This is a genomic window from Ruegeria sp. YTSB088, assembly GCF_059609825.1.
Genome location: NZ_JBXWMM010000016.1, coordinates 29,809 through 53,659, shown reverse-complemented (window position 1 = coordinate 53,659; position 23,851 = coordinate 29,809). Strand labels below are relative to the sequence as shown.

At 57.5% G+C, this 23,851-nt stretch carries 25 protein-coding genes; 10 read left to right on the top strand and 15 right to left on the bottom strand.

Going from position 1 to position 23,851, the window contains the following annotated elements:
• Positions 1-151 precede the first annotated feature (151 nt).
• The 3 genes from AC2FFA_RS20245 to AC2FFA_RS20235 all read right to left on the bottom strand — a co-directional run bounded on the left by AC2FFA_RS20245 (position 152) and on the right by AC2FFA_RS20235 (position 2,743).
• Positions 152-901, bottom strand: coding sequence for a hypothetical protein (locus AC2FFA_RS20245; RefSeq protein ID WP_496853032.1), 750 nt, complete (start codon positions 899-901; stop codon positions 152-154).
• Between the two features lie 141 nt (positions 902-1,042).
• On the bottom strand, positions 1,043-1,498 hold the full coding sequence (locus tag AC2FFA_RS20240; protein ID WP_496853031.1) for a GAF domain-containing protein: 456 nt from the start codon (positions 1,496-1,498) through the stop codon (positions 1,043-1,045).
• Positions 1,499-1,570: 72 nt separating this feature from the next.
• Entirely contained in the window at positions 1,571-2,743 is a 1,173-nt protein-coding gene (locus AC2FFA_RS20235; RefSeq protein WP_496853029.1) for a thiolase family protein, read from the bottom strand.
• A gap of 102 nt (positions 2,744-2,845) precedes the next feature.
• On the opposite strand from AC2FFA_RS20235, the gene AC2FFA_RS20230 reads away from it, so the two are divergent.
• The 3 genes from AC2FFA_RS20230 to ggt all read left to right on the top strand — a co-directional run bounded on the left by AC2FFA_RS20230 (position 2,846) and on the right by ggt (position 5,450).
• A complete protein-coding gene (locus AC2FFA_RS20230; protein WP_496853028.1) occupies positions 2,846-3,184 on the top strand; it encodes an STAS domain-containing protein in 339 nt (112 codons plus the stop codon).
• 21 nt (positions 3,185-3,205) lie between these two features.
• A complete protein-coding gene (locus tag AC2FFA_RS20225) occupies positions 3,206-3,655 on the top strand; it encodes an ATP-binding protein (protein ID WP_496853027.1) in 450 nt (149 codons plus the stop codon).
• Between the two features lie 217 nt (positions 3,656-3,872).
• Entirely contained in the window at positions 3,873-5,450 is a 1,578-nt protein-coding gene (gene ggt, locus AC2FFA_RS20220; protein WP_496853025.1) for a gamma-glutamyltransferase, read from the top strand.
• A gap of 35 nt (positions 5,451-5,485) precedes the next feature.
• Here ggt and hspQ read toward each other — a convergent pair whose 3' ends face one another.
• Positions 5,486-5,812, bottom strand: coding sequence for a heat shock protein HspQ (gene hspQ, locus AC2FFA_RS20215; protein WP_117872061.1), 327 nt, complete (start codon positions 5,810-5,812; stop codon positions 5,486-5,488).
• Between the two features lie 79 nt (positions 5,813-5,891).
• On the opposite strand from hspQ, the gene AC2FFA_RS20210 reads away from it, so the two are divergent.
• Positions 5,892-6,773: an AEC family transporter gene (locus AC2FFA_RS20210; RefSeq protein ID WP_117872059.1), complete on the top strand. Its 882-nt coding sequence runs from the start codon at positions 5,892-5,894 to the stop codon at positions 6,771-6,773.
• 60 nt (positions 6,774-6,833) lie between these two features.
• On the top strand, positions 6,834-7,412 hold the full coding sequence (locus AC2FFA_RS20205) for a transglycosylase SLT domain-containing protein (protein WP_117872056.1): 579 nt from the start codon (positions 6,834-6,836) through the stop codon (positions 7,410-7,412).
• A 17-nt stretch (positions 7,413-7,429) separates the two neighbouring features.
• Here AC2FFA_RS20205 and AC2FFA_RS20200 read toward each other — a convergent pair whose 3' ends face one another.
• The 4 genes from AC2FFA_RS20200 to AC2FFA_RS20185 form a co-directional block, all read right to left on the bottom strand.
• Positions 7,430-8,026 (bottom strand): LolA family protein, encoded by a 597-nt coding sequence (locus tag AC2FFA_RS20200; RefSeq protein WP_496675514.1) that lies wholly within the window; start codon positions 8,024-8,026, stop codon positions 7,430-7,432.
• 39 nt (positions 8,027-8,065) lie between these two features.
• A complete protein-coding gene (locus AC2FFA_RS20195; protein WP_496853024.1) occupies positions 8,066-10,990 on the bottom strand; it encodes a DNA translocase FtsK in 2,925 nt (974 codons plus the stop codon).
• Between the two features lie 14 nt (positions 10,991-11,004).
• Positions 11,005-12,186, bottom strand: coding sequence for an aminotransferase class I/II-fold pyridoxal phosphate-dependent enzyme (locus tag AC2FFA_RS20190; RefSeq protein ID WP_496853023.1), 1,182 nt, complete (start codon positions 12,184-12,186; stop codon positions 11,005-11,007).
• Positions 12,187-12,294: 108 nt separating this feature from the next.
• Positions 12,295-13,623, bottom strand: a complete 1,329-nt coding sequence (locus tag AC2FFA_RS20185; RefSeq protein WP_496853021.1) for an amidase — start codon at positions 13,621-13,623, stop codon at positions 12,295-12,297.
• A 52-nt stretch (positions 13,624-13,675) separates the two neighbouring features.
• Between AC2FFA_RS20185 and AC2FFA_RS20180 the strand changes: the two genes are divergently transcribed.
• Positions 13,676-14,938, top strand: coding sequence for an FAD-dependent monooxygenase (locus tag AC2FFA_RS20180; protein ID WP_496853019.1), 1,263 nt, complete (start codon positions 13,676-13,678; stop codon positions 14,936-14,938).
• Here AC2FFA_RS20180 and AC2FFA_RS20175 read toward each other — a convergent pair.
• The 4 genes from AC2FFA_RS20175 to AC2FFA_RS20160 form a co-directional block, all read right to left on the bottom strand.
• Positions 14,935-15,120, bottom strand: a complete 186-nt coding sequence (locus AC2FFA_RS20175; protein WP_171119907.1) for a Trm112 family protein — start codon at positions 15,118-15,120, stop codon at positions 14,935-14,937. The genes AC2FFA_RS20180 and AC2FFA_RS20175 overlap by 4 nt on opposite strands.
• A complete protein-coding gene (locus AC2FFA_RS20170; RefSeq protein ID WP_117872044.1) occupies positions 15,117-15,758 on the bottom strand; it encodes an LON peptidase substrate-binding domain-containing protein in 642 nt (213 codons plus the stop codon). The genes AC2FFA_RS20175 and AC2FFA_RS20170 overlap by 4 nt, the downstream gene beginning before the upstream one ends.
• A gap of 27 nt (positions 15,759-15,785) precedes the next feature.
• Positions 15,786-16,700 carry a thioredoxin gene (gene trxA / locus AC2FFA_RS20165; RefSeq protein ID WP_496853017.1) on the bottom strand — a complete coding sequence of 305 codons (915 nt, stop codon included), beginning with the start codon at positions 16,698-16,700 and terminating at the stop codon, positions 15,786-15,788.
• Between the two features lie 75 nt (positions 16,701-16,775).
• Positions 16,776-17,564: an exodeoxyribonuclease III gene (locus AC2FFA_RS20160; RefSeq protein WP_299900953.1), complete on the bottom strand. Its 789-nt coding sequence runs from the start codon at positions 17,562-17,564 to the stop codon at positions 16,776-16,778.
• Positions 17,565-17,806: 242 nt separating this feature from the next.
• Here AC2FFA_RS20160 and AC2FFA_RS20155 point away from each other — a divergent pair, with 242 nt between their 5' ends.
• Entirely contained in the window at positions 17,807-18,625 is an 819-nt protein-coding gene (locus tag AC2FFA_RS20155) for a DUF2189 domain-containing protein (RefSeq protein ID WP_496853015.1), read from the top strand.
• Positions 18,626-18,841: 216 nt separating this feature from the next.
• Here AC2FFA_RS20155 and AC2FFA_RS20150 read toward each other — a convergent pair whose 3' ends face one another.
• Positions 18,842-19,528, bottom strand: a complete 687-nt coding sequence (locus AC2FFA_RS20150) for a response regulator transcription factor (protein ID WP_117872957.1) — start codon at positions 19,526-19,528, stop codon at positions 18,842-18,844.
• A gap of 162 nt (positions 19,529-19,690) precedes the next feature.
• Between AC2FFA_RS20150 and ribA the strand changes: the two genes are divergently transcribed.
• Together ribA and AC2FFA_RS20140 are read left to right on the top strand one after the other, a co-directional pair.
• A complete protein-coding gene (gene ribA / locus AC2FFA_RS20145) occupies positions 19,691-20,782 on the top strand; it encodes a GTP cyclohydrolase II (RefSeq protein WP_299900959.1) in 1,092 nt (363 codons plus the stop codon).
• On the top strand, positions 20,779-21,279 hold the full coding sequence (locus AC2FFA_RS20140) for a L,D-transpeptidase family protein (protein WP_496719787.1): 501 nt from the start codon (positions 20,779-20,781) through the stop codon (positions 21,277-21,279). The genes ribA and AC2FFA_RS20140 overlap by 4 nt, the downstream gene beginning before the upstream one ends.
• On the opposite strand, the gene AC2FFA_RS20135 is transcribed toward AC2FFA_RS20140, so the two are convergent.
• Both AC2FFA_RS20135 and AC2FFA_RS20130 read right to left on the bottom strand, forming a co-directional pair.
• Positions 21,263-21,922: a YggS family pyridoxal phosphate-dependent enzyme gene (locus AC2FFA_RS20135; protein ID WP_496853014.1), complete on the bottom strand. Its 660-nt coding sequence runs from the start codon at positions 21,920-21,922 to the stop codon at positions 21,263-21,265. The two genes, AC2FFA_RS20140 and AC2FFA_RS20135, sit on opposite strands and share 17 nt — an antisense overlap.
• Before the next feature lie 101 nt (positions 21,923-22,023).
• Entirely contained in the window at positions 22,024-23,079 is a 1,056-nt protein-coding gene (locus AC2FFA_RS20130) for a porin (protein WP_117872956.1), read from the bottom strand.
• Positions 23,080-23,364: 285 nt separating this feature from the next.
• Here AC2FFA_RS20130 and AC2FFA_RS20125 point away from each other — a divergent pair, with 285 nt between their 5' ends.
• Positions 23,365-23,847, top strand: a complete 483-nt coding sequence (locus AC2FFA_RS20125) for a DUF3576 domain-containing protein (protein ID WP_496853012.1) — start codon at positions 23,365-23,367, stop codon at positions 23,845-23,847.
• Positions 23,848-23,851 lie beyond the last annotated feature (4 nt).

Sequence of the window (23,851 nt, the reverse complement as noted above, 5' to 3'; positions counted from 1 at the left end):
ACAGCAGCCGGATTTCAGCATTCTTCGTGCAGTGATATCATTTCGGAAAGACATCACACGCCGTTCCCCTGTCGCGCTGCGGCGACATCGGCGATCCTTCACGCCGGGGCACGTCCTGAATCACCCTTGATCTTGGACAACCCGTCTGGCTTTAGAATTGAAGGCCGGCAAAAACCTTCACTTCATCCAGCACATGTTGAGGCCAACGACGAGTGAAACTGTCAGCAATCGTTTCACGCTTTTCCGGCTCAAGCCCTGCAAGCAAGCTGGGAAAGCGGCGGCGGTTTCTGGGCAGCGTCCACATTTCGATGTCATTTTCAAAACAGTAGCGGGCAAAACGCACATCGACAAACTTCTCGCTGCCCTCCATGTAATCCAGCGTTGGGAACAGCGTCCCGGACAACATGACGGTTCCGGTTCCCAGCTGGTGTACTCTGGTCGAGTAGGTCAGCCGTTGGTTCATGCGCAACAACGTGCGCTGCCGTATCGACTTGGGTGTGGGATTTGTGAATGTCGTGGCATGATAGCCGAAGACACGCTTTTCCAGTCCGACGCCCCGCGCCCGGCGTATGGTCTGACGGGCATAGTTGTCCGCATATTCGATATCATCGTCGACAAGAAAAACGGTGTCTTCCGGATCAGGTTGGAAAATGAACTTGCCGACATCCTTGTAGTCCCGCTCGGGGATCACGGCCGTGACGTTATCGAACTCGCCCAGAAAATCGGGCACATCCTGATATTCGTTCAGGCAGATGAAAACCCTGTCGACCTGCGGCGCGATGCTTGCCACCGATTGGGGCAATACGCCGACGCGATCAGGGAATGTCGCCATATGGGCACGTCTGATCCCTTTTTTTGGCGCTTCATCCGCGACCGTCGGATTGATGTCAGACTCTTGCATCCCTGAGAAACACCCCAAAACGAAACTTCGCTATGGATTTTGATAGGAGATCGCTTCGAAGCCTGCAAGACGAAGTCCGCCGGGCCGTCCAATCGCCCGGAAATCCCCTGTTTTGATGCAGGACCGCAACGACGCCAGAGGTTAGCAGGCCGCAAACACCGCGGTCAGAATGCTTTCCAGGTTTCGCGCATCCTGTTGCGTGAAAGCATCCGGCTGGTCGCTGTCAATGTCAAAAACGGCAATGACTGTGCCCGACGAGTCCTGCACCGGCAGAACAAGTTCGGACCGGGTTGAACTGGCGCAAGCGATGTGACCCGGAAACGCGTCGACATCCGGCACCAGTTGCGTTTCGCCCGTTCTTGCGGCGGCACCGCAGACGCCCCGCTCGAACGGGATAACCAAACAACCGTGCCCACCCTGATAGGGGCCAATTTTCAGAATGCCCGGCTCGGTGACACGATAAAACCCAGTCCAGTCAAAACGATCGTCGGAATGGTGAACCTCGCAGGCGACAGTGGCCATGAGAGCAACCTGATCCGTTTCGCCTTCGGTCAGGGCCGCGATGGTCTTGGCAAGCGTTTCGTAATCGGCAGTCATTGATTGCAACCCCTTCGGATGGCCGGGAGCACTGCCCCCGAACCTTCGGAGTATTTGGAAAATGAAGCAGGGTCAAACGCGTTCAATGGCAATGGCCGTGCCTTCACCTCCGCCAATGCAGATCGCCGCGACACCCCGCTTGAGGTTTCGTTTTTCCAGCGCATTCAACAAAGTAACGATGATGCGGGCACCAGAGGCACCGATAGGGTGACCCAGGGCACAGGCGCCGCCATTCACATTCACCTTGTCACGCGGAAGGTTCATCTCGTGCATGAAAGCCATCGGGACAACCGCGAAGGCCTCGTTCACTTCCCACAGGTCGACGTCATCCTTGCCCCAACCTATGCGCGACAAGAGCTTCTGCGCCGCCGGGACCGGAGCCGTCGTGAAAAGGCCGGGGGCCTGAGCATGACTCGCATGACCCAAAATCCGGGCCCGAACCGTTATGCCCTGCGCTTCGGCGGCTTCTGCGGACGCAAGAACCAGCGCCGCCGCGCCGTCTGAAATTGAAGACGAGTTGGCAGCTGTCACCGTACCGTCCTTGCGGAACGCAGGCTTCAGCGTCGGGATCTTCTCGGGGCGGGCAGATTTGGGCTGCTCATCTGACTCTAGCAGAATTTCACCTTTGCGCGTCCGGACCGTAACAGGCGCGATTTCCTGATCGAATGCACCACTTTCCTGGGCAGACAGCGCGTTGGACAGAGATTGCAGCGCATATTCATCCTGTGCTTCACGGGTGAACTGGTACGCCTCGGCACAATCTTCGGCGAAAGTCCCCATCAGACGGCCTTTGTCATAGGCATCTTCAAGGCCGTCAAGGAACATGTGATCAACCACCTGGCTGTGGCCAATGCGGGCACCGCCGCGCATCTTGGGAAGAAGATACGGCGCGTTGGTCATGCTTTCCATGCCGCCCGCGACCATCGTATCTGCATGGCCCAAGGCAATTTGGTCAAAGGACATCATTGCGGCCTTCATCCCCGAACCACACATTTTGTTCAGCGTGGTGGCGGGAACCTCTTCGCCCAGCCCCGCCGCGAATCCGGCCTGCCGGGCAGGTGCCTGGCCTTGTCCCGCAGGCAAAACGCAACCCATCAGCACTTCGTCAACTGACTGCACCCTCGCCTGCTGCAATGCCGCGCGGATTGCTTCGCCCCCGAGGTCAGCCGCAGCAACACCTTCAAACATGCCCTGGAATCCGCCCATCGGTGTGCGGGCGGCCCCTGCTATAACAACGTCTCTCATCCGGGTTTTCCTCCTGCTTTCCGGCTCTTGAATACCGAATGGTAAGAATTGCCGTCTAGCGTATTTCTACGACTCATTTTCAGTTTGGAAGGCGGCGGGATCATGGGGCTGACCAGCAAGACAACCGGCGAAACTCAGATCATCACCGTTCATGCCGACCGGATCGATGCTACAATGGCCATTCAGTTCAAAGAAGACATGCGCGCCAATACCGAGGACAGCGCTCATCGCATTGTTCTGGATCTGTCCGACGTCGAGTTCATTGACTCCAGCGGCCTGGGTGCAATCGTTGCCTCAATGAAACAGCTGGGGAAAGATCGGAGGCTTGATCTGGCCGGATTGCAGCCAGTGGTCGAAAAAGTCTTCCGCCTGACACGCATGGATACGGTTTTCAGGCTTTTTGAAACACTGGATGACGCGTTGTCAGAGACGGACGCCTGACGGCGGCAAGGGATAGATGGCGTGGAGCCGATTGAAAACAAGACCTGTCTGGAACTGACGTTCCCTGCAACCGAATCCGAGGCCAGTGCGGGCATTGCAAAGCTCAGCGTCGGTCTGGCGGAGCGGGGATTGCCGCCCCACAAAGCCGGTGATGTGAAGATTGCGTTGGCTGAAGCCACCAACAACGTCGTGGAGCACGCGTATAATGGCGTTGCCCCTGCCAAGGTTCAGGTTACCTGTCGACTGGACAGGGATCTTTTGGACATCTTGATCTCGGATACGGGTCGGCCGCTGCCTGGATACCGACCTCCAGATGGCACCCCTGCTCCACTTGGATCCGACCTCCAGGAGCTTCCCGAAGGCGGGTTCGGCTGGTTCCTGATACATCGTCTCACCAGCGATATCCGGTACGAGCGGCGCAGTGGATGCAATCGGCTTTCCCTGCGATTTGACTTTGAACCCAATGGATGACCGACCACAATTGGTCACAATAAGGTCATTTTCGAAACATTGTCGCGCCGCAAACAACCGCCATACAGTGACTCGTAGCTCAGATAGCTTCCCTCGGCGCCGCATATCACAGCCCCCACCCAGTGAATGGCGCCGAGGAAATTCTCTCCTGAAATCGCTGGACAATCGCTGATGAGTGAATAGCTTTCCCTTGTTCCAAAGAGAGAGAGAATTCGCCATGCGTGATCTGCACAGTCCCGGCCGATCCGAAGTTTTTGCCACGCAAGGCATGTGCGCGACATCGCATCCGCTGGCGGCCAAGGTGGCCATCGATATCCTGGGCCAAGGCGGCAATGCGATGGATGCCGCGATCGCCGGGGCTGTTCTTCTTGGAATTTGCGAACCACAGATGACCGGATTGGGTGGTGATTGTTTCGTTCTGTTCAATCGCGCTGGCGAAAACAAGATACGCGCACTTAATGGATCGGGCCGCGCACCGGCTGCCGCGCAATCACAGATGTTGCGAGACCGAGGCCTGCCATCCATACCTTTGGACGGTCCGGATGCCGTGACCATTCCCGGAGCCGTGGATGCCTTCTGCCGCCTGGCGGAAAGCGAAGGGCGTTTGGGGCTGGAGGCGATCCTGCGCCCTGCGATTCACTATGCCGAACAGGGCGTTCCGGTTGCACCCAGGGTCGCTTTCGACTGGCAATCCGGGGCGGCAACCCTGCAAGGAGCTGCGCGCGATCATTATTTGAACAATGGGCAGATCCCGACAACCGGGCAGGTCTTTCGCGCGCCGGGACAAGCTGAAGTTCTGCGTCAGATCGTCAGTCATGGGCGTGATGCGTTCTACTCTGGCGATATCGCCAACGACATGATCGCAGCACTTTCAGCTATGGGCGGCGTCCACACCACCGACGATTTTCAAAACACGAAATGCACGGAAACAGAGCCGATGCGCGGAAGCTATAACGGCGTTGATCTGGTGGAACATCCACCGAATGGTCAAGGTGCAACCGCAATTTTGCTTCTGAACATCCTGAAACACTTCGATCTGGCCAGTATGGACCCGGTTGGCGCAGATAGGGTTCATATCGAAGCAGAAGCGACCAAACTGGCATATGACGCGCGCAACCGGTTCATCGCAGACCCGGACCATATGGTCAGAACAGAGCGCTTCCTTGACCCTGACGTAGCCGCCAGACTTGCAGCTCTCATCGATCCCAACAATGCAATGCCCGCAGCGGCGCCTTTGACTGAAGCCATCCATAGGGACACCGTGTACATCACTGTCGTCGACCGCGATCAGATGGCTGTTTCACTGATCTATTCTATCTTCCACAGCTTTGGATCCGGTATCGCATCAGAAAAGTACGGTATATTGCTGCAAAACCGCGGGGCCGGATTCACATTGCAACCCGGCCACCCCAACGAGCTGGGAGGCGGTAAGCGCCCGATGCACACGATAATTCCGGGAATGCTGACCGAGAACGGTCGTGTTGCGATGCCTTTTGGCGTCATGGGCGGGGCCTATCAGCCAACCGGACACGCGCGCTTCGTTTCAAACCTCACTGACTTCGGGTTTGGGTTGCAGGAAAGCATCGATGCGCCGCGCGCCTTTTTCGACGGATCGGTTCTGAAACTGGAACGCGGGTATCCCGAGGAGGTCGCGAAACAATTGTCCGACATCGGCCACAATATTGAAGTACCGGAAACGCCACTTGGCGGAGCGCAAGCGATCCGAATCCGAAACGACGGTATTTTGGAAGGCGCCAGCGACCCACGCAAGGATGGCTGTGCCCTTGGATACTGATCAGTGGCGGCCCTGTGGCCACCCGTTCGGTTCACCTAGTTCAGGTGAAAATGCAAAGGATATGAACCGTCTTCGAATGGACCGAACATATTGGGGATATCCGGGTGCTCTACCGGTTCGCCGGAATAGTCGGCAACCAGATTTTGTTCTGAAACATAAGCAACATAGAAGGATTGATCGTTCTCGGCCAGCAGGTGATAGAACGGCTGCTCTTTCCTTGGGCGGCTGTCTTCCGGAATGGCCTGATACCATTCTTCGGTATTCGAAAACTCGGGATCCACGTCAAAAATCACCCCTCGAAAAGGATGTTTCTTATGACGAACCACCTGGCCCAAGCCGTATTTTGCACGTGTCTTTAGCATTGTTTCAGCCCCCAACGTTTTTTTACCCGTTTCCGGGCCGAAAAGCCAACCATTGATGTGAAAATCAGGGAAACAGTCTGTGAACCTTATACTGACAGTGTTCGAAATCGTGTCGCCGGTTTTTCTCTTGGCGGCTGTTGGTTTTACCTGGGTCAAGCTGGGGTTTGAATACCGCCTGCAGTTCGTCACCCGCTTTGCAACGATGCTGGCAATGCCCAGCCTGATTTTTGTTGCCCTCATGCAAACTGAAATCCCGGGCAATGATCTGTCGCGCTTCACAATGGCGACCCTAGTTGCAAATCTGCTGCTGGCAGTGTTGTTCTGGCTGATCGTTCGAGGATTGAAACTGGACCCGCGAACGTATCTGTCGCCTTTGATTTTCGGCAATACCGGCAATCTCGGCCTGCCGCTATGTATCTTTGCCTTTGGCCAGGTCGGCCTGGGGTATGCAGTCATCTTTCTGTCAGTCACCGCATTGTTTTCTTTCACCTATGGGATTTATCTGGTCGCCGGGAAAGGTGCGTGGGGACAGGTCGCGCGCCAACCAATGGCCTGGGCGACGATCCTTGGCGCAGTATTTCTGTCGCAGGGGTGGCAGACGCCGACATTTCTGACCAACACGCTTGAGCTTCTTGGGCAAATGGCCGTCCCGCTGATGCTGGTCACGTTGGGTGTGGCAATCGCCCGCCTGACCTCGCGAAGTCTGGGGCAGGCGCTGTGGCTGTCGGCGCTGAAGCTGGCGGTGTGCTTTGCGCTGGGATGGGGGATCGGAGGATGGTTTGATCTGGATACAATCGCATTTGGCGTTTTGGTTCTTCAGATTTGTACACCGGTTGCCGTGACCTCTTACCTGTTAGCCGAACGGTTTGGCGCCGATTCCGATGCCGTCGCCGGCATGGTCATGGTGTCCACTGTGCTGTCCGTAGCGGCGTTACCTGCTATTCTGGCAATCATTTTGTAGCGATTGTGATTTCCTCAGCGCTCAATCTGCGCTAGAATACCCAAAAAAGGCACGAGGCACATGAGCAGAATTCTTTTCGTACTCCTAGGGGTGCTGCTTCTGGCATCCTGTGGGGGCGGCTCCAAACAGCCGCCCAGCAGATTGAACGACGCGTGCAGTATTGCGCGTGAAAAACCCGACTTTATCAAGGCCTTCAAGAATACCGAGCGCAAATGGGGCGTTCCGGTTCACGTTCAGATGGCGACCATCTATCAGGAAAGCCGGTACAAGCATGACGCGCGCACGCCGCACAGATATGTTCTGGGCGTGATCCCGATGGGCCGTCAAAGCAGCGCTTATGGCTATGGTCAGGCGCTTGATGGTACGTGGGAGCAATACCAGCGCGAAACCGGAAAACGCCGGGCTAAGCGGGATCGCATCCGCGACGCCTCGGACTTTATCGGCTGGTACATGAACAAAAGCTACGAGCGTAACGGCATCCATCCCAGCGACACGCGCAATCAATACCTGGCCTATCATGAAGGCCATACAGGGTACGCGCGTGGCAGCTACAACAACAAATCCTGGTTATTGAACGTTGCCAATGACGTTGACGCACGCGCGCAGTTATATCAGGCACAGTTGGCGAACTGCCGGTAATGATACATACAAGCGGGTCAGCGATTGCCTGACCCGCTTCTCTTTTTGTCCGAGAACAGCTTCTGATCAAGGCGGCCGCCTTCATTCAGGGCGCCCAGCAATACCGTTGTCTGGCTGCCAGCATTGTCGTGGATCACCCATTTACGCAGCTCGACCGGATTGTCCGTGAACATCAGTTCGATCCGGCCCGCTTCGGGGTTTTTGGGGTCCTGCGCGGTGACAACCGTGGCCGTCCCATCAAAGCTGTGACCCATGACCATATTCGCCTGGCTCAGGTTCACGTTGCGCGCCAGCACGATGGACAGGGGCGTGCGTTTAAGCGGGTATTGCTCGGGCGGCTGGTTCGATTTCGGATCAAAGATCTGAACACTCCCCGAACGCGCCAGAACCACTGCACTGTTGGGGGGGTCATATTCAAACCGCATCTTTCCAGGTCGCTGCATCCACAGCTTTCCGGTGCTCAGTGAGCCATCATCATTCACCTGCGTGAATGTCGTCTGAACCGTCTTCAACCCGTTCAGGTAATTGGAAATCTGCGAAAGCGGCAGTTTGTCCGCCGCCCATGCGGCGGGTGCGACCAGTGTCAAAGCAAGGGCAAAAGCAATCTGTTTCATGCCGTACAGATAGGCCTTCTGCCCTTGTTATTAAATATCTTACTGTTCGGGGACGAGGATTTCGCGTTTCCCGACATGATTTGCTGACGAAACAACGCCTTCGTCTTCCATTTGCTCAACAAGCCGCGCAGCTTTGTTGTAGCCGATGGCAAGTTTTCGCTGAATGTACGAGGTCGAGCATTTGCGATCCTTGATCACGATCGCCACCGCCTGATCGTAGAGCGCATCCTCTCCGTTCGTATTGCCACCTGTGTTCAGCCCCAGAACGGCATCGATATTGTCAGCCTTATCTTCGGCCGGGCCATCCAGCACCGTGCTGACGTAATCCGGCGGACCGAACTGCTTCAGGTGGTTGACGATTTCCTCGACCTCTTCGTCCGACACAAACGGACCGTGGCAGCGGGTGATTTTGGCGCCTCCGGCCATGTAAAGCATGTCACCCTGTCCCAGCAGCTGTTCGGCCCCCATTTCACCCAGAATGGTGCGGCTGTCGACTTTCGACGTCACCTGGAACGAAATCCGCGTTGGGAAGTTTGCCTTGATCGTACCGGTGATCACGTCGACCGATGGACGCTGTGTGGCCATGATCAGGTGAATGCCCGAGGCCCGCGCCATTTGCGCCAGACGCTGGATGCAGGCTTCGATCTCTTTACCTGCGACCATCATCAGGTCGGCCATCTCATCGACGATGACGACTATATAGGGCATCGCCTCGGGCGCGAACTCTTCGGTTTCGAACGTTGGTTCGCCGGTTTCATCGTCAAACCCGGTCTGCACCGTGCGGCTGAACATTTCACCCTTGGCCAAAGCGTCCTTCACACGGCCATTGTAGCCCGCGATGTTGCGAACGCCCATTTTGGACATCTTGCGATAGCGATCCTCCATTTCGCCCACGACCCATTTCAGGGCGACGACCGCCTTTTTCGGATCGGTCACAACGGGTGAGAGCAGATGCGGGATGCCATCATACACAGACAGTTCCAACATCTTGGGATCGATCATGATCAGACGGCATTCATCCGGCGTCAACTTGTACAGCAGTGACAGGATCATCGTATTGATTGCAACCGATTTACCTGACCCGGTGGTGCCCGCTATCAGCAAGTGCGGCATCTTCGCCAGGTTCGCTACAACGGATTCGCCGCCGATATCCTTGCCCAACGCCAGGGGCAGCGCCTGGTTGCCATCGCCAAAGTCACGGCTGGCGAGGATTTCGCGCAGAACCACCATTTCGCGATTCTCGTTCGGCAGTTCGATACCGATCACCGAACGCCCCGGCAAGGTCGAAACCCGCGCCGACAGCGCCGACATTGAGCGTGCGATGTCGTCGGCCAGGCCGATCACACGGCTTGCCTTCAGACCTGGAGCAGGCTCCAGCTCGTACATGGTGACAACCGGGCCGGGGCGAACGCTGACGATCTCGCCCTTGACGCCGTAATCATCCAGAACATTTTCCAGCATCCGCGCATTTTCTTCCAAGGCTTCATCGCTCAGATGGTGGCGCTGAATGCTGGACGGGTTCGACAAGAGGCCCAGAGGTGGCAGTTCGAAGTCGGAGTGCCGCTCTTCAAAGGATAATGCAGGCTGCGCTTCGGCCTGTGCACGGCGTGACGGTTGCGGTGTGCGGCGTACCGGTTGCGCAACCACAGGCTTGCGCGGTTCGGCCACCGGGATTTTCATCGCCGGGCGTGGTTGCAGAACAGCCTCTTCTACATCCTCGAAGACCGGGTCATCGTCCGCGTCCGGTTCGGGCGCATAGTGGTTCTGCACTGGCTCGGGCGCGTATTCGACCGGCTCGGACTCCTGCCATTCTGACATGTCATCCGCTGTTACGGGTGGTTCGGGCGGCAGACCCGTGGCTGTCACCGGCGGTTCCATCGGCAGGCCATCCGGCTGGCTTGTGTTCAGGATCAACGGGCCGGGGCGGCGGCCACGTCCTTTGGTCAGTGGAAGGTTCGGATCGGGTTCGGGCGTCACCTCACCGGTGGCCACTTTGCGATTGCGCACAGCTGCCGAGATTTTCGACCGGATGCGATCTTCACCTGGCATCTCTTCAAAACCCATGATGGGCTCCGGATCGACCAGCTCAGGTTCGGGCATAGGATCAGGGCGGCGGATAAGCGACGGCATTCGCGACAGCAGGCCGCCTTTTACCGCAGGTTCCGGGCTTTCCAGTTCGGGCTCTTCAAAGATTGGATCGGCATAATCCAGATCGTTTTCAAACGGGGCCTCGGTCGCCGCGCCACGCGCAAGTTTGCGCTCTTCCCACTGCGCCCGGCGATCTCGCGCAGCCTGCGCAGCCGAGGCTGCACCACGCCCCATCAAAGTCATCAGTATGTCGTATGCCATAACGAGACCCAGCAAGAAGGCTCGGAATCCCTTTTTCACATCAGTTTTGGTGAAGCCCAAAACAAATATGCCCAGCGCGATCATCCCGACCGCCATGGCCAGAGACATCAGCTTCACCAGAAAATGTGACGAAATCGGCAGCAAGGTCAGCAACGCGCCCATGACGGTATCGCCAAACAATCCGCCCAGACCATAACTGTGAGTGGCACGCCAATCGGCATCCGGGACCAGCGTCGCGGCATACACCGACACAACAGCGATCCAGATCGGCGCAAAGATCAGACGCGCGATGGCACGGTCTTCCCCAAAATGGCCGGCAAACCGAAGACCCCATCCGATCAGAATCAACGCGATGCCCCAGCTTCCCCAGCCGACGATCATAAACAAGGGTGCAGCGATCGAGGCACCAATCCGCCCCATCCAGTTTTGCACCGGCGCGTCGGTCGACACCATCCAGTTGGGATCATCGGGTGTGTAGGACCAGATCATCGCGGCCGCTGCCAAACCCAACAGGATCAGGGCGATGCCAATCAACTCCTTGCTACGTCGCTCCAAGGCTGCCTGCGTTGTGCTGTCCAGCAATGGATCGCGGTTGCGCGCGTTATATGATGCCATTTTGCCCTCGTACCTCACGAATAGATGCAGTCGCGGAGTGTGATCAGACCACGCTGCAACTCTGTTTTTGGGGCCACCAACGCAACCCGGATAAAGCCTGTGCCCGGGTTTTGTCCCGGATCGCCTTGGGAAAGATATGCGCCCGGCAGGACCCGAACGCCGGTTTCCTTCCAGACTTTTAATGCAGTGTCTTCGCCATTCTCGACCGGCAGCCACAGAAAGAACCCTGCCTCTGGTGACATGTATCCCTGCACGCCAGCAAACACTTCATCCGCAATGGCGTATTTTTCCTGGTACAGCGCGCGGTTTTGTTCGACATGAGTCTCATCTGCCCACACCAGGGCAGCGGCTGCCTGTAACGGCAGTGGCAGCGGCGATCCGGCATATGTGCGCAATTGCTTGACCTGTTTGATCGTCTCAGTGCCGCCCGCGATTAGACCCGAGCGCAACCCCGCCAGGTTCGAGCGTTTGGACAGCGAGTTGAAAAGCGTGATCCGCTCAGGGTCCGCGCCCAGGTCCTTCGCAACAGTCAGAACCCCTGTCGGCGCTTCTTCCCGGTAAATCTCGGAATAACACTCATCCGCAAAAATGCGGAAGTCGTACTGCTCGGCCAGACGGATTAGTTCGGTCCAATAATCGCGCGAGGCAACGGCCCCCTGAGGATTGGCCGGTGAACAGATATAGGCCACGGCAGTACGGTTCAGCACGTCCGCTGGCAGGCCAGCATAATCTGGCAGATGGCCCGTCGCGGCGGTGGCTGGCACGAAGTATGGCTGCGCGCCAACTGACAGCGAGGCGACCATGTAGACCTGATAAAACGGATTCGGACACAGGATGATCGGCTGTTCACCATTCTTCTGTTCCGGGCACAAAGCCATGGCGGCGTTGTATAGGCCCTCGCGTGTACCGTTCAACGCCATCACGTTGGCATCAGAGTCCATCTGAACCCCATATCGCCGCTTGATCCAGCCCGTGATCGCACTGCGCAGGTCATCCGAGCCTTCGTTCGGGGGATATCCTTGGAACCCGGCGGCGTTTTCCATGATGACATCCGTCACCCAAGCCGGAAAGTCATGGGTAGGCGCACCAATGGTCATATGAACGACATCACCGCCCGGCTGGTGACGATCCAACAGAGCGCGCAGACGCGGGAATGCATAAGCCGGTAGGTTCGAAAACCGCTCGGGGAAATCCATAATACTGCCTCAACATCGGGGTCATTGGTGCCCCGTTTTTTTAGCAGATTACAGTCCGTGGGCCTCTTCGTCCAGACAAAGAGGTTCCGAATCAGGGGATTGTGGCATTCAGGCCAGCACCGATTCCGCTGCCGAACCAAGCCGCAACAACGCCTCTTCCGACCCTGGATAGCCCAGCATCATCAACCCGCAACCGGGGGTTCCGGTGGGCAGGCTCAGCGCCGCAAGCCCCATCAGATTTCCAATACGCGTGTTGCGCAGGGCCAGCAGATTCTCGGTCACATAGTAGTCGTGATCGCTGAGCAAGCGGTCCAGATTGGGTGGCAAAATCGGAGCCGTCGGCGCCAGAACCGCATCAAACGCCGCGGTTGCTGCGTCCCACGCGCTGCGACACGCCTTGAGCTTGGCCCAGGCGGCCACATAATCGGGGCCCGAATATCCCATGCCGATGCGGAATCGTTCGAGAATCTCGGGATACATCGCTTCGGGATTGGCTTCGATGACATCGCGCCACAGCCCATAGGCCTCAGTCGTGTATACGATGCTGGTCAACGTCATGGCTTCGTTCAACTCGGGCACTTCCAACGGAACGATCTCAGCACCCGCGTCCGCAAGTTTGGCAACGGCTTCGTCATACGCTTTGCGCGGCGTGTCGCGCAGGTCGTCCTTGGCGATGTTCTGCAAATCGGCAAAACGGCGTCCTTTCAGCGAAGCTCCGCGCAGATCGGCAGGCGTTCCCCCCTCGAGCAAAGCCAGCACATGCGCGGCATCCTCGACCGAACGCGCCACAGGTCCAACCGTGTCAAACCGCAGGCAAAGCGGTACCACACCTTCCAGGCTGAGCCGCCCTGCAGTGGTTTTCAGCCCCACCAGATCATTCCAAGCCGCCGGGATACGCACCGAGCCGCCCGTGTCCGACCCGATGCCACACGCCGCCAACCCCCAGGCGACCGAGGCCGCCGCCCCTGAAGACGACCCCCCGGGCACTGCTGCCTCGTCATGAATGCAAGGCGGGGTTTCGGTGATCGGGTTCAACCCGAGACCGGAAAAGGCAAGCTCGCTCATATGCGTCTTGCCCAGACAAACCGTTCCCATCTGAGTCGCGTTGCGCAGCACCAGCGCATCCGCATCCGGTACGCGATCCTTCAACAGAGCCGAACCGGCCTCGGTCACGGTACCAGCGGTGTCGAACAGGTCTTTCCAACTGATCGGGACCCCGTCCAGCAACGACCGTCGCAATCCCAGTTTGGCACGCTGCTGGGCGGCTTCAGCCTCAGCCCGGGCGCGGTCATGGGTGACGCGGGCATAAATGCGGTCCCGATGCGGATGAACGTCAATAGCGGACAGGTAGGTTTCCGTCAGTTCGACCGGATCGATCTGGCCCATGCCAACGCCACGGCCCAAATCACACGCGGTCATGGTCAACCAGTCCTGCATCTTACCCCTCCTGATTTTTCGGCTTTGGGTGACGGTAGCGACAGGACTGCACATGGACAATCCCGAAAGGGCGCGCATATTGCAGGGCATGACACAGGCTTCTGACATTCTGATAGTGGGCGGCGGGCTGAACGGCCCTGCTTTGGCGCTGGCACTGGCACAAACCGGTCACTCGGTCACGGTGATCGATGCGCTGGTCGAAAAGGTGCGCAAGAACGCGGCATTCGACGGGCGTGCCTATGCGCTGGCTCTGGCCTCACAGCGGTTGTTGGATGCCATCGGCGTCTGGGGCCGCGTCGCGCAACACGCCCAACCAATGCTGGAAATCAAGGTTACAGATGGTCATGCCGGAACAGGACCATCACCTTTTTTTATGCATTTCGACCATGCCGAGATCGAAGAAGGCCCGATGGGGTATATGGTCGAGGATCGTCACCTGCGCCGTGCTTTTCTGGACGCGATGGCCGAAGAGCCGCGCATCACCCAAGTAAGCGGTAAATCCGTCGTTTCGCAACAGGCCGACACTGCCAAAGTGACCGTGACGTTGGACGACGGCACAACCTTGGGCGGCAGCCTGCTGATTGGGTGTGATGGTCGCCGCAGCGGAACCGCGTCACGGGCCGGCATCAAACGCACCGGTTGGGATTATGGCCAGACGGCATTGGTCTGCGCCATCGAACATGAGCAGCCACATAATGGCATTGCGCATCAGTTTTTCATGCCACCCGGTCCGCTGGCGATTCTGCCGTTGACTGGCAATCGCAGTTCCATCGTCTGGAGCGAACGCACTGAAACCGCACAGCACATCAACGCCCTGCCCGAGGGTGATTACGTGCAAGTGCTGCGCCCGCGATTTGGCGATTTTCTAGGCAAAATCAGTCTGGCGGGTGATCGTTTCACTTACCCGCTGAACCTGACCATCGCCAATTCCTTCATCAGTGATCGCATGGCGTTGGTTGGGGATGCCGCGCACGGAATGCACCCCATTGCCGGTCAGGGCCTGAATGCCGGCCTGCGCGATGTCGGCGCCCTGGCTGAAGTTCTGACTTTGGCGGGACGGCGCGGCGAGGATATCAGCTCGCTTATCGTTCTGGAGCGCTATCAGGAATGGCGCCGTTTCGACACGGCCTCGCTGGCGATGGCGACGGATGTCTTCAACAAGATGTTTTCAAACGACAATCCGTTGCTGCGCCTTGGACGTGACATTGGCATGGGAGTTGTCGGCACTTTGCCCGGACTGCGTCGCGGTTTCGTTCGCGAAGCTGCCGGGCTGACAGGCGATTTGCCCAAGCTGTTGCAGGGGCGCTCGATTTAATCCAGCTGCCGGGCCTCATCGACCAGCATGACCGGAATACCGTTACGGATCGGAAAAGCCAAACCGGCGGCCTTTGAAACAAGCTCTCGCTTTTCGGCGTCATAGTGCAGCGTCGTATGCGTTTGCGGGCAGATCATTGCCTCGAGCATGTGGCGATCAAAGGCGTGTTCAGGGTCTGTCATTGAAGTTTTTCCTCACTCGATCCGCCACGCATGGCGAATTCAATCAGCGTCACCAAAGTCTCGCGCCGGGTGCGAAGGCAGGGGGCCTCCAGCAGGGCCTGCTTGTCCTCGGGGTCGAAATCCAAAAGCATCGACAGAGAATTCACCAAAAGCTCATCCTCGGCGTCCTTGAGCGAGTCCCAATCGGTGGACAATTGGCGGGATGAAAAGAAACGCTCCAGCAAGTTCAGGAACTTTGCGCGGTCGAACTCGTTGTCTTTCTCAACCTTGCCGAGGTCACGGTCGAACCCGTCCCACGAGACTGCGCACCGCCGGTAGGGCGTGAAAGCGTCCAGCTCTGACAGGACCCTGAACCGGGATACACCGGTCAACGTGATCAGGTAGCGGCCATCTTCCGTTTCCGAAAACTGCGTCACCCGCCCTGCGCATCCGATACGGTGCAGCTTGTCTTCATCACTGATCGAGGGGTTGGGTTGAACCATCGCGATCAACCGTTCCTTGGTTTTCAGTGCATCGTCCAGCATTTGAAGATAGCGCGGCTCGAATATGTGCAGCGGCAAGCGCGAGCGGGGCAGCAGCAGTGCCCCGGGCAATGGAAAAACGGATACTGTATCCGGCAGGTCGGCGGGATGCATCATGTTCCCAATTCTAGCTCTGATCGAAGATTAGGCAAATATCATCGAGCTGAGTTTGCGGCGTCCGTTCAGAACAATTGGGTCATTGGCCTTGAGCGCATCGAAGATCGTGAAAAGCTGGGTCTTAGCCGCGCCCTCATTCCATTCACGATCCCGGCGGAACAGTTCCAGCAATTGTGCCACGGCTTCTTCCACATCGCCGTTCGCGTGCAGCGCCTGCGCCAGATCAAAGCGGGTCTGATGGTTGTCCGGATCAGCCTCGACAGCTGCCATCAGCTCGGCGACGGGGCCGGCATCTGCCGCCTGCTTGGTAAGTTCCAGTTGCGCATGTGCGGCCTCCAGCTCGGCCGAAGTAGAAATCTCGGCCGGAGCGCCGTTCAGGATCGCCTCTGCCTGCTCCAGATCACCGGTGGCGATATGCGCCCGCACCAGCCCACCATAAGCCGCGGCGTGGTTTGGATCTTCACCCAGAATTGCGGCAAAAGTCTGAGCCGCGTCCGCAGCCGCGCCTTCGGCAAGCATTTCCTCGGCAGCCTGCACGGCATCATCCAATTGGCCGCCCAGGCTTTCACCACCTGCGGCTTCGATCACACGGTCCACGAAGGCCTTGATCTCGGATCCCGGCAACGCGCCTTGAAACCCGTCCACCGGCTGGCCCTTGAAAAAGGCATAGACGGTCGGAATCGACTGGATGCGCATTTGCGCAGCAATTGTCTGCGCCTCATCCACATTGATCTTGACCATCTTCACCGCGCCTTTCGCGGCTGTCACAGCCTCTTCCAGCATCGGGCCAAGGGTTTTGCACGGACCACACCAAGGCGCCCAGAAATCGACGATCACAGGTGTTTCCTGCGAGGTTTCGACCACATCGGCCATGAAAGTGGCCTCGGTCCCGTCTTTGATCAGATCGGTTGCTGGGGCGTCTCCGCCGTTCAGAAGGTCCATGGCAATCACTCTTTCGTTCGAATTTGCGCCCTATATGCAGTCGCTGGCCGCGGAAACCAAGGGCTGAGTTGCGGATCAGACGTCGAAACTGGCAAAGACCGGAGCGTGATCGCTGGGTTTTTCCCACCCACGGGCATCCCTCAGGATACGGCTGGAATGGCCCGCGTTCGAGATATCGGCCGTAGCCCAGATATGATCCAGCCGACGCCCCTTGTCTGCCGCATCCCAATCCCGGGCGCGATAGGACCACCAGCTGTAAAGCTGTCCTTCTTGAATATCCTGACGGGTGATATCGACCCAGCCGCCTGCTTCCTGTGTCTCGGCCAGATGCTCGACCTCGATGGGCGTGTGCGAGACGACCTTCAGCAGTTGTTTATGTGACCAAACGTCATCCTCACGCGGGGCGATATTCAGGTCGCCGACAAGGATGGATTTAGCCGGCTTTTCCGCACGGAACCAATCGCGCATATCGGTGAGGTAGTCGAGCTTTTGGCCGAATTTCTCATTCACGTCCCGGTCCGGCACATCGCCGCCCGCCGGAACATAGAAGTTATGAATCGTGACACCGTTTTCCAACCGCCCGGCAATGTGGCGGGCATGTCCGAGGCCTGCGAAATCCTGATCGCCAACCTCTTCCATCGGCAGGCGCGACAGGATGGCGACACCGTTGTACCCTTTTTGCCCTCGCGCAATCATGTGCGTGTAACCCAGTTCGGCAAAACCTTCGGTCGGGATCTTCTCAACCGGTGATTTACATTCTTGCAGGCACAATACATCTGGGGCTTCTTCCTGCAGCAATTTCAGCACAATAGGCTCACGCAGGCGAACAGAATTGATGTTCCATGTGGCAAGGGTGAAAGGCATGTCGGGGATTCCTTTGTCGCGATTGGCGCAGGTTAGCGTGGCACAAAGCCAGTTGCCACGAGAAAAGGCAGCTTCATGCCTGGACTATCCGTCGGCAGGTCAACGAGCTTCGCCGTCGCGCTTTCCCTTGCCCTGATACCTCGCCTGATGCAGACTTGTGCGCGAATTAGGAATGTCTGTTTCACCGCTGGGTCTGTTCGCGAACAGACCGGTCCGGCACTATGCTTTGGGAGGAGTGTGTCATGGCATCCGAATCCGCAGGTTCCACGCCGCCGGAAAACCTGACGCCACAGCAGCAGGCCATGCTCAAGGTCAACGGGGTCACTGTAGATGATATCACTGCGTCGCTGAAGGCAGGGTTTTCCGACTTTCTGGGCCGTCCTGTCATGAGCGGTTTCTTCGGCCTTTTCTTTGCGGTTTTCGGAATTCTGTTGGTTTGGGCCCTGATCTGGCTTGGCCAGATCTGGATGATTATCCCTGCCATTGTAGGCTTTCCGCTGATCGCACCTTTTGCCGCCGCCGGGCTTTATGAAATGTCGCGCCGTTTGCAGAAAGGTGAAAGCTTTGGCTGGTCTGAAATCCTGACCGTTATGGCCAATCAACGCAAACGTGAAATGGGCTGGATGGCCTTTGTCACTCTTTTCATTTTCTGGGTATGGATTTACCAGGTTCGGCTTTGGCTGGCGATCATCCTCCAGAATGCATCCTTTTCGGATTTCGACGGGTTTTTGAACGCCGTATTCTTCACACCGCAGGGTTGGATATTCCTTGCCGTAGGCACCTGTGTCGGCGCATTCCTGTCGGCCGTACTGTTTTCGGTGACCGTCGTCGCCATGCCTTTGCTGCTCGACCGAGAGACCAACTTCATTTCCGCCATGTTGACCTCTTTGCGCGTCGTATCGGAAAGCCCGGTGGTCATGCTCGGCTGGGCGGCGATCATCTCGGTTACCATGCTGTTGTCGCTGGTTCCGGCGTTTCTGGGGCTGATCTTTACCCTTCCGATCCTTGGCCACACCACGTGGCACCTTTACCTGCGCGCCGTTGCCCCAGCGGAAGGGTAAACCGCCGCAGAGCTCACCTCCATCATTGGTCAAATATCGGTCAATGCGGCTGTCTGACTTGTGTGGAAACCTTCCCTCAGCAACGAAAAAAAGCCGGGCCATTCGGCCCGGCAGTCCAACAGGGAGGTACATGTCATAACCCGGACATGCACGGGTTGGGAGTAACCTAATTATGAGTACAGAGTATCACTTTGATCCACATCAATCCACAACCAGTTAAGACACGAGCCTATATCCACCCGATTCTGTGACCAAAAGGCGCGCATTGGACGGATCGGGCTCGATCTTCTGACGCAGACGGTAGATGTGGGTTTCCAGCGTGTGGGTCGTGACCCCGGCATTATAACCCCACACTTCGTGCAACAGCACATCCCGCGCCACGACGCCATCGGTCGAACGGTACAGGAATTTGAGGATGTTGGTTTCTTTTTCGGTCAGACGGATTTTGCGATCTTCTTCCGTGATCAGCATCTTCATCGCTGGCTTAAAGGTGTAGGGGCCAAGCACAAATACCGCGTCTTCGGATTGTTCGTGCTGCCGCAGCTGAGCGCGGATACGGGCCAACAACACCGGGAATTTGAATGGTTTGGAGACATAATCGTTCGCGCCGGCGTCCAGGCCAAGGATCGTATCGGCATCGCTGTCATGACCGGTCAGCATCAGGATCGGGCTTTTGACACCCTGTTTGCGCATCAGGCGACACAGTTCCCGCCCATCGGTATCGGGCAGACCAACATCAAGAATGACCAGATCATAGATCGCTTCGCGCGCGCGCTCCATTGCGGACTGGCCGTCTGACGCTTCGAAAACGTCAAAATCCTCGGTCATTACAAGTTGCTCGCTGAGCGCCTCGCGCAGATCCTCGTCATCGTCCACCAACAGGATTTTCTTGAGTTGAGCCATTTCCCGGTCCTCCAAACGCTTTTCCATCACTTGCGCGCGGAATATGCAATCAACAAGATTTGCTGCAACGGTTTCACGCCTTCGTGTCAGAGTTGGCAGAAATGTTTCACATTTCCTTTCGAAAGAGCTAGGAGAAGGGCTCAGCGTTATAGGGTAACATAGATGAGTCTCATTCCCGATATCACCGAACTTCTGGCCAGGGCCCGGGCCGATCTGCGCATGGGCGTTCCTGTGGTTCTGACCGATGACAGAGGCTTTAGCGTTGTGGCGATCTCTGCGGAAACGCTCAGCCCACAGCGCCTGGCTGATCTGAAAAAGCTCGGGGAACCGGTGGTGGCCATTACCGGGCGGCGGGCTGAAACTCTTAAAGCGCGGGCCTATGACGGTGATCTCGCGCGGGTTTCGATTCCCGCTGATGCAGACATCACATGGGTGCAGGCGGTTGCCGATCCCTCGGACGATCTGAACGCGCCGATGAAAGGGCCGCTGATGACCGAGCGCCACGGTAACGCCAATCTGCACCGCATAGCAATTGCGTTGGCCAAGTCGGCTCGCATTCTTCCTGCTGCGGTCGTCGTGCCGGTTGAAGACGGACGGGCCTTGGCCGCTTCGCATGGCCTGACCTGCATTGATCACACACGCGCCGCGCCGCATCTTGCGGACCGCAGCGCCTTGCATGAGGTGGTCGCCGCCCGCCTTCCGATGGAAGTGTCCGAGGCCGGTCGCCTGCATGTTTTCCGCCCCGAAGATGGCGGAGAAGAACATTACGCGGTCGAAATAGGCCGCCCGGATCGGGACAAGCCGGTTCTGGCCCGGTTGCATTCTGCCTGTTTCACGGGCGATCTGATGGGCAGCCTGAAATGCGACTGCGGTCCGCAATTGCGCGGCGCCCTGGCACAAATGGGGGCCGAAGGGGCAGGTGTTCTTCTGTACCTGAACCAAGAAGGGCGCGGTATCGGGCTGGCCAACAAGATGCGAGCCTATTTTCTTCAGGATCAGGGCTTTGACACGGTAGAAGCCAACCACAGGCTCGGCTTTGAAGATGATGAGCGCGATTTCCGACTTGGATCGGATATCCTGAAATCTCTGGGTTTCAATTCGGTGCGCCTGCTCACCAACAACCCCGCCAAGATCTCGATGATGGAGCGGGCAGGCATTGCCGTAACCGAACGTGTACCATTGAAAGTGGGCGAAACCGCGCATAACCGGGGGTACTTGGCCACGAAAGCCGCGAAATCCGGGCACTTGCTGTGATCCCAGAAGATCTTGTGCTTTCCCCGCGTGGCGTTCGCTTTCTTGGCAGGACTTTCGCCTGTTCCATTGGCAAAGGCGGATTGAGCAACACGAAACGCGAGGGCGATGGGGCGACACCTACGGGATGCCATCGGATCGTTGGAATGCTCTACCGACCTGATCGGCTGATCGCACCCAACTTCTGGGCGATCCCGATTGGGCCGATGGACTTATGGTCGGATGATGTAGAGGACACCCATTACAATCACATGGTGTCTGCCCCTTATGCGTTCAGTCATGAAAAACTGCGCCGGGCCGATCCGCTTTACGATCTGGTCCTGTTGACAGACTGGAACTGGCCGAATGCGGTTCCCGGCAAGGGATCGGCGATTTTTCTGCACCAATGGCGCAGGCCCGGTTACCCAACCGAAGGCTGCATTGCCTTCCGTCGGGACCATCTGCACTGGATTGCAGGGCGAATTTCCCTTGGAACGCGCCTGATTATCCCAGAGGTTTGAGCCGCTCGCCGAAAATGGCCGATCCGACGCGGACATGGGTCGCGCCCAAGGCGATGGCCTGCTCGAAATCACCACTCATACCCATCGACAACCCCCCAAGCCCGTTGCGTGCGGCGATTTTGGCCAAAAGCGCGAAATGAAGTGTGGGTTCTTCATCGACCGGCGGGATGCACATCAACCCACGCACCGGAAGATCCAAAGACTGGCATTCCGCGACGAACCCGTCCGCGTCCGCAGGAAGAACGCCTGCTTTCTGCGTTTCTTCACCCGTATTGACTTGAATGAACAGGTCGGGGCAGCATCCCACCTCTTGCGCCAGCCGCGCCAGGGTTTTGGCCAGTTTGAGGCGATCGACAGAATGGATCGCATTACACAGTTCCATTGCCTGCCTGGCCTTGTTGGTCTGCAAAGGGCCGATGAGATGCAGATCGACAGCATCGAACTGCTCTTTGAAAGCGGGCCATTTGCTGGCCGCCTCCTGCACCCGGTTCTCACCAAAACACCTGTGCCCCTGCTCAAGAACAGCCTGAACCCGTTCGTTGGGCTGCACCTTGGACACGGCAATCAATTTGACCGAACCGGCCTGCCTTTGTGCTTTGGCTTCGGCTTTGGCGATACGCGCGGTGATCTCTTGCAACGACATGGAGCCCTCAATCTGTCTTTGGCGCAGAAAAACACCAAGTCGGCACAAAAGAAAAGGGCGAGTCCGAAGACCCGCCCTTAAACCTTACGGTTCAGATCAGCTTAGAAGTTGAACTGAGCACCGAAGTCAGCCTTCATAGTCGAGTCTGCGCAAGAGTCACAGTCGTTTACACCCAGACCACCGCGCAGCGATACACCGCCACCCAGGTCGTAGATCGCACCGATAGCAACCTGCTGAAGGTCAGCAGAGGCGTTACCGTCACCGTAGGTGAACAGCAGGGTGGTTGCAGCGCCCAAGTTGTAGGCAGCCGACAGACCCCATGCAGTACCGTCAGTCGCTGCAACCCCAGTTGAGTCGTCCGCGACAAACAGAGTACCCGAGAAGTCACCCCATTCGCCACCCAGGGTCAGAACGGTCAGGCTCGGATCGCTTACACCGGCAACACCCGCGTCGGTCTGACCATAGGCCACAGCGGCAGTGATGTTGTTGAAGGTGTAGGTTGCGCTGATGTCCCAGCGGTCTGCGTCAACGGTGGTCGAAGTTGTACCACCAGCTCCGATAACGGTAGCCTGTGCTTGGTCATACGATGCGCCAAACGAGAAGTCGCCTACGGAGTACTGGAAGAACACAGCGTTCGCACCCGAACCGGTCGACGAGTACGCCAGGAAGTTATAGTTAACGCCCGAGTACTGACCAGCGAACAGTTCCAGACCTACTTCGTTGCCGTAGTAGTTTGCCAGGTTGTCAAACGAACCTGCGACGTTGCCCGCGTCAACACGCAGACCACCGTAGATGACCGAGAAGCGTGCGCCGTTCAGGCCGGCCGAGTTTGCTTCACCGTTGCTGGCGTCTTCGTCGGCCTGCAGACGAACACGGCCTTCAAAACGTACGCCGCCATCGGTTTCTGCGATGCCGTCGATGTTCAGACGGAAGCGCGATACCAGAATGACGTCGTCGGTTTGAGCGGTCGAGCTTGCCAGGACGTCGTCGGCTGTCCCGTTCAGGCCATCGGCGCCAGGCCCACGAACGATGGTGGTTTCGCTACGATCTTCAGTGTAGCCAATACCAAAACGGCCATAACCGCTGAAGTTAACTTCAGCTGCTGCAACGCCTGCGGTCGCGATCAGCGCCGTCGATGCGAAGAGAACTTTTTTCATCTTGTTTCCCTCGGTTTCATTCAAAAGAGTTATCTACTCGACACATGCCTAGGCATATGTCTCAGCACGGACACCGTTTCGCTCTTTTTGCCCCTGTTGCGCAAGCTTGGCATAAACCCGGTCACGTCATTGGGGTCAGATTGGTGCAAGGATGCCACAGTTCCTTTTCGCCCGGATGCGGGTGATACACTTACATTTCAGAAGAATAGGCTTGTTGCAGCGAGGGTCCTTGGCTAGGAGTATGCCCTGAATACTGCACAACAAGTGAAACAGGACCTGCTGACAATGCGCCTGCCTACGATTTTGGGATTAATCATGCTGACCACCACTATTGCGGCATGCGGGCAGAATCGAACCACTTCGACATATTCCCCCAATCCCGCCAGCGGTAACTCCGATGAACGCGAACTGAACGATCCCGAACGTTCAACGTTGTGGGATATTTTTGACCGCAGCACGGCCGAGCAGACCACCAATGTAAACCGGTACCTGTGGGCAGCTTCTCTGGACATATTGAGTTTCCTGCCTGTGCAGGAGGTCGATCCGTTTACCGGAGTGATCGTAACAGGTTACGGCACTCCTCCGGGTGGTGGCCGGTCATACAGGGCGACCGTACACGTCAGCGATCCGGCGCTTGCAGCCCGGTCTTTGTCCGTCGCCCTGCAATCCAGCGGTGGCGCCCCGGTAAGCGCGGCAACAACACGTGCCGTGGAGGATGCGATTCTGTCCCGCGCCCGTCAGCTGCGCATCGAGGACAACAAGTTCTAGCAAC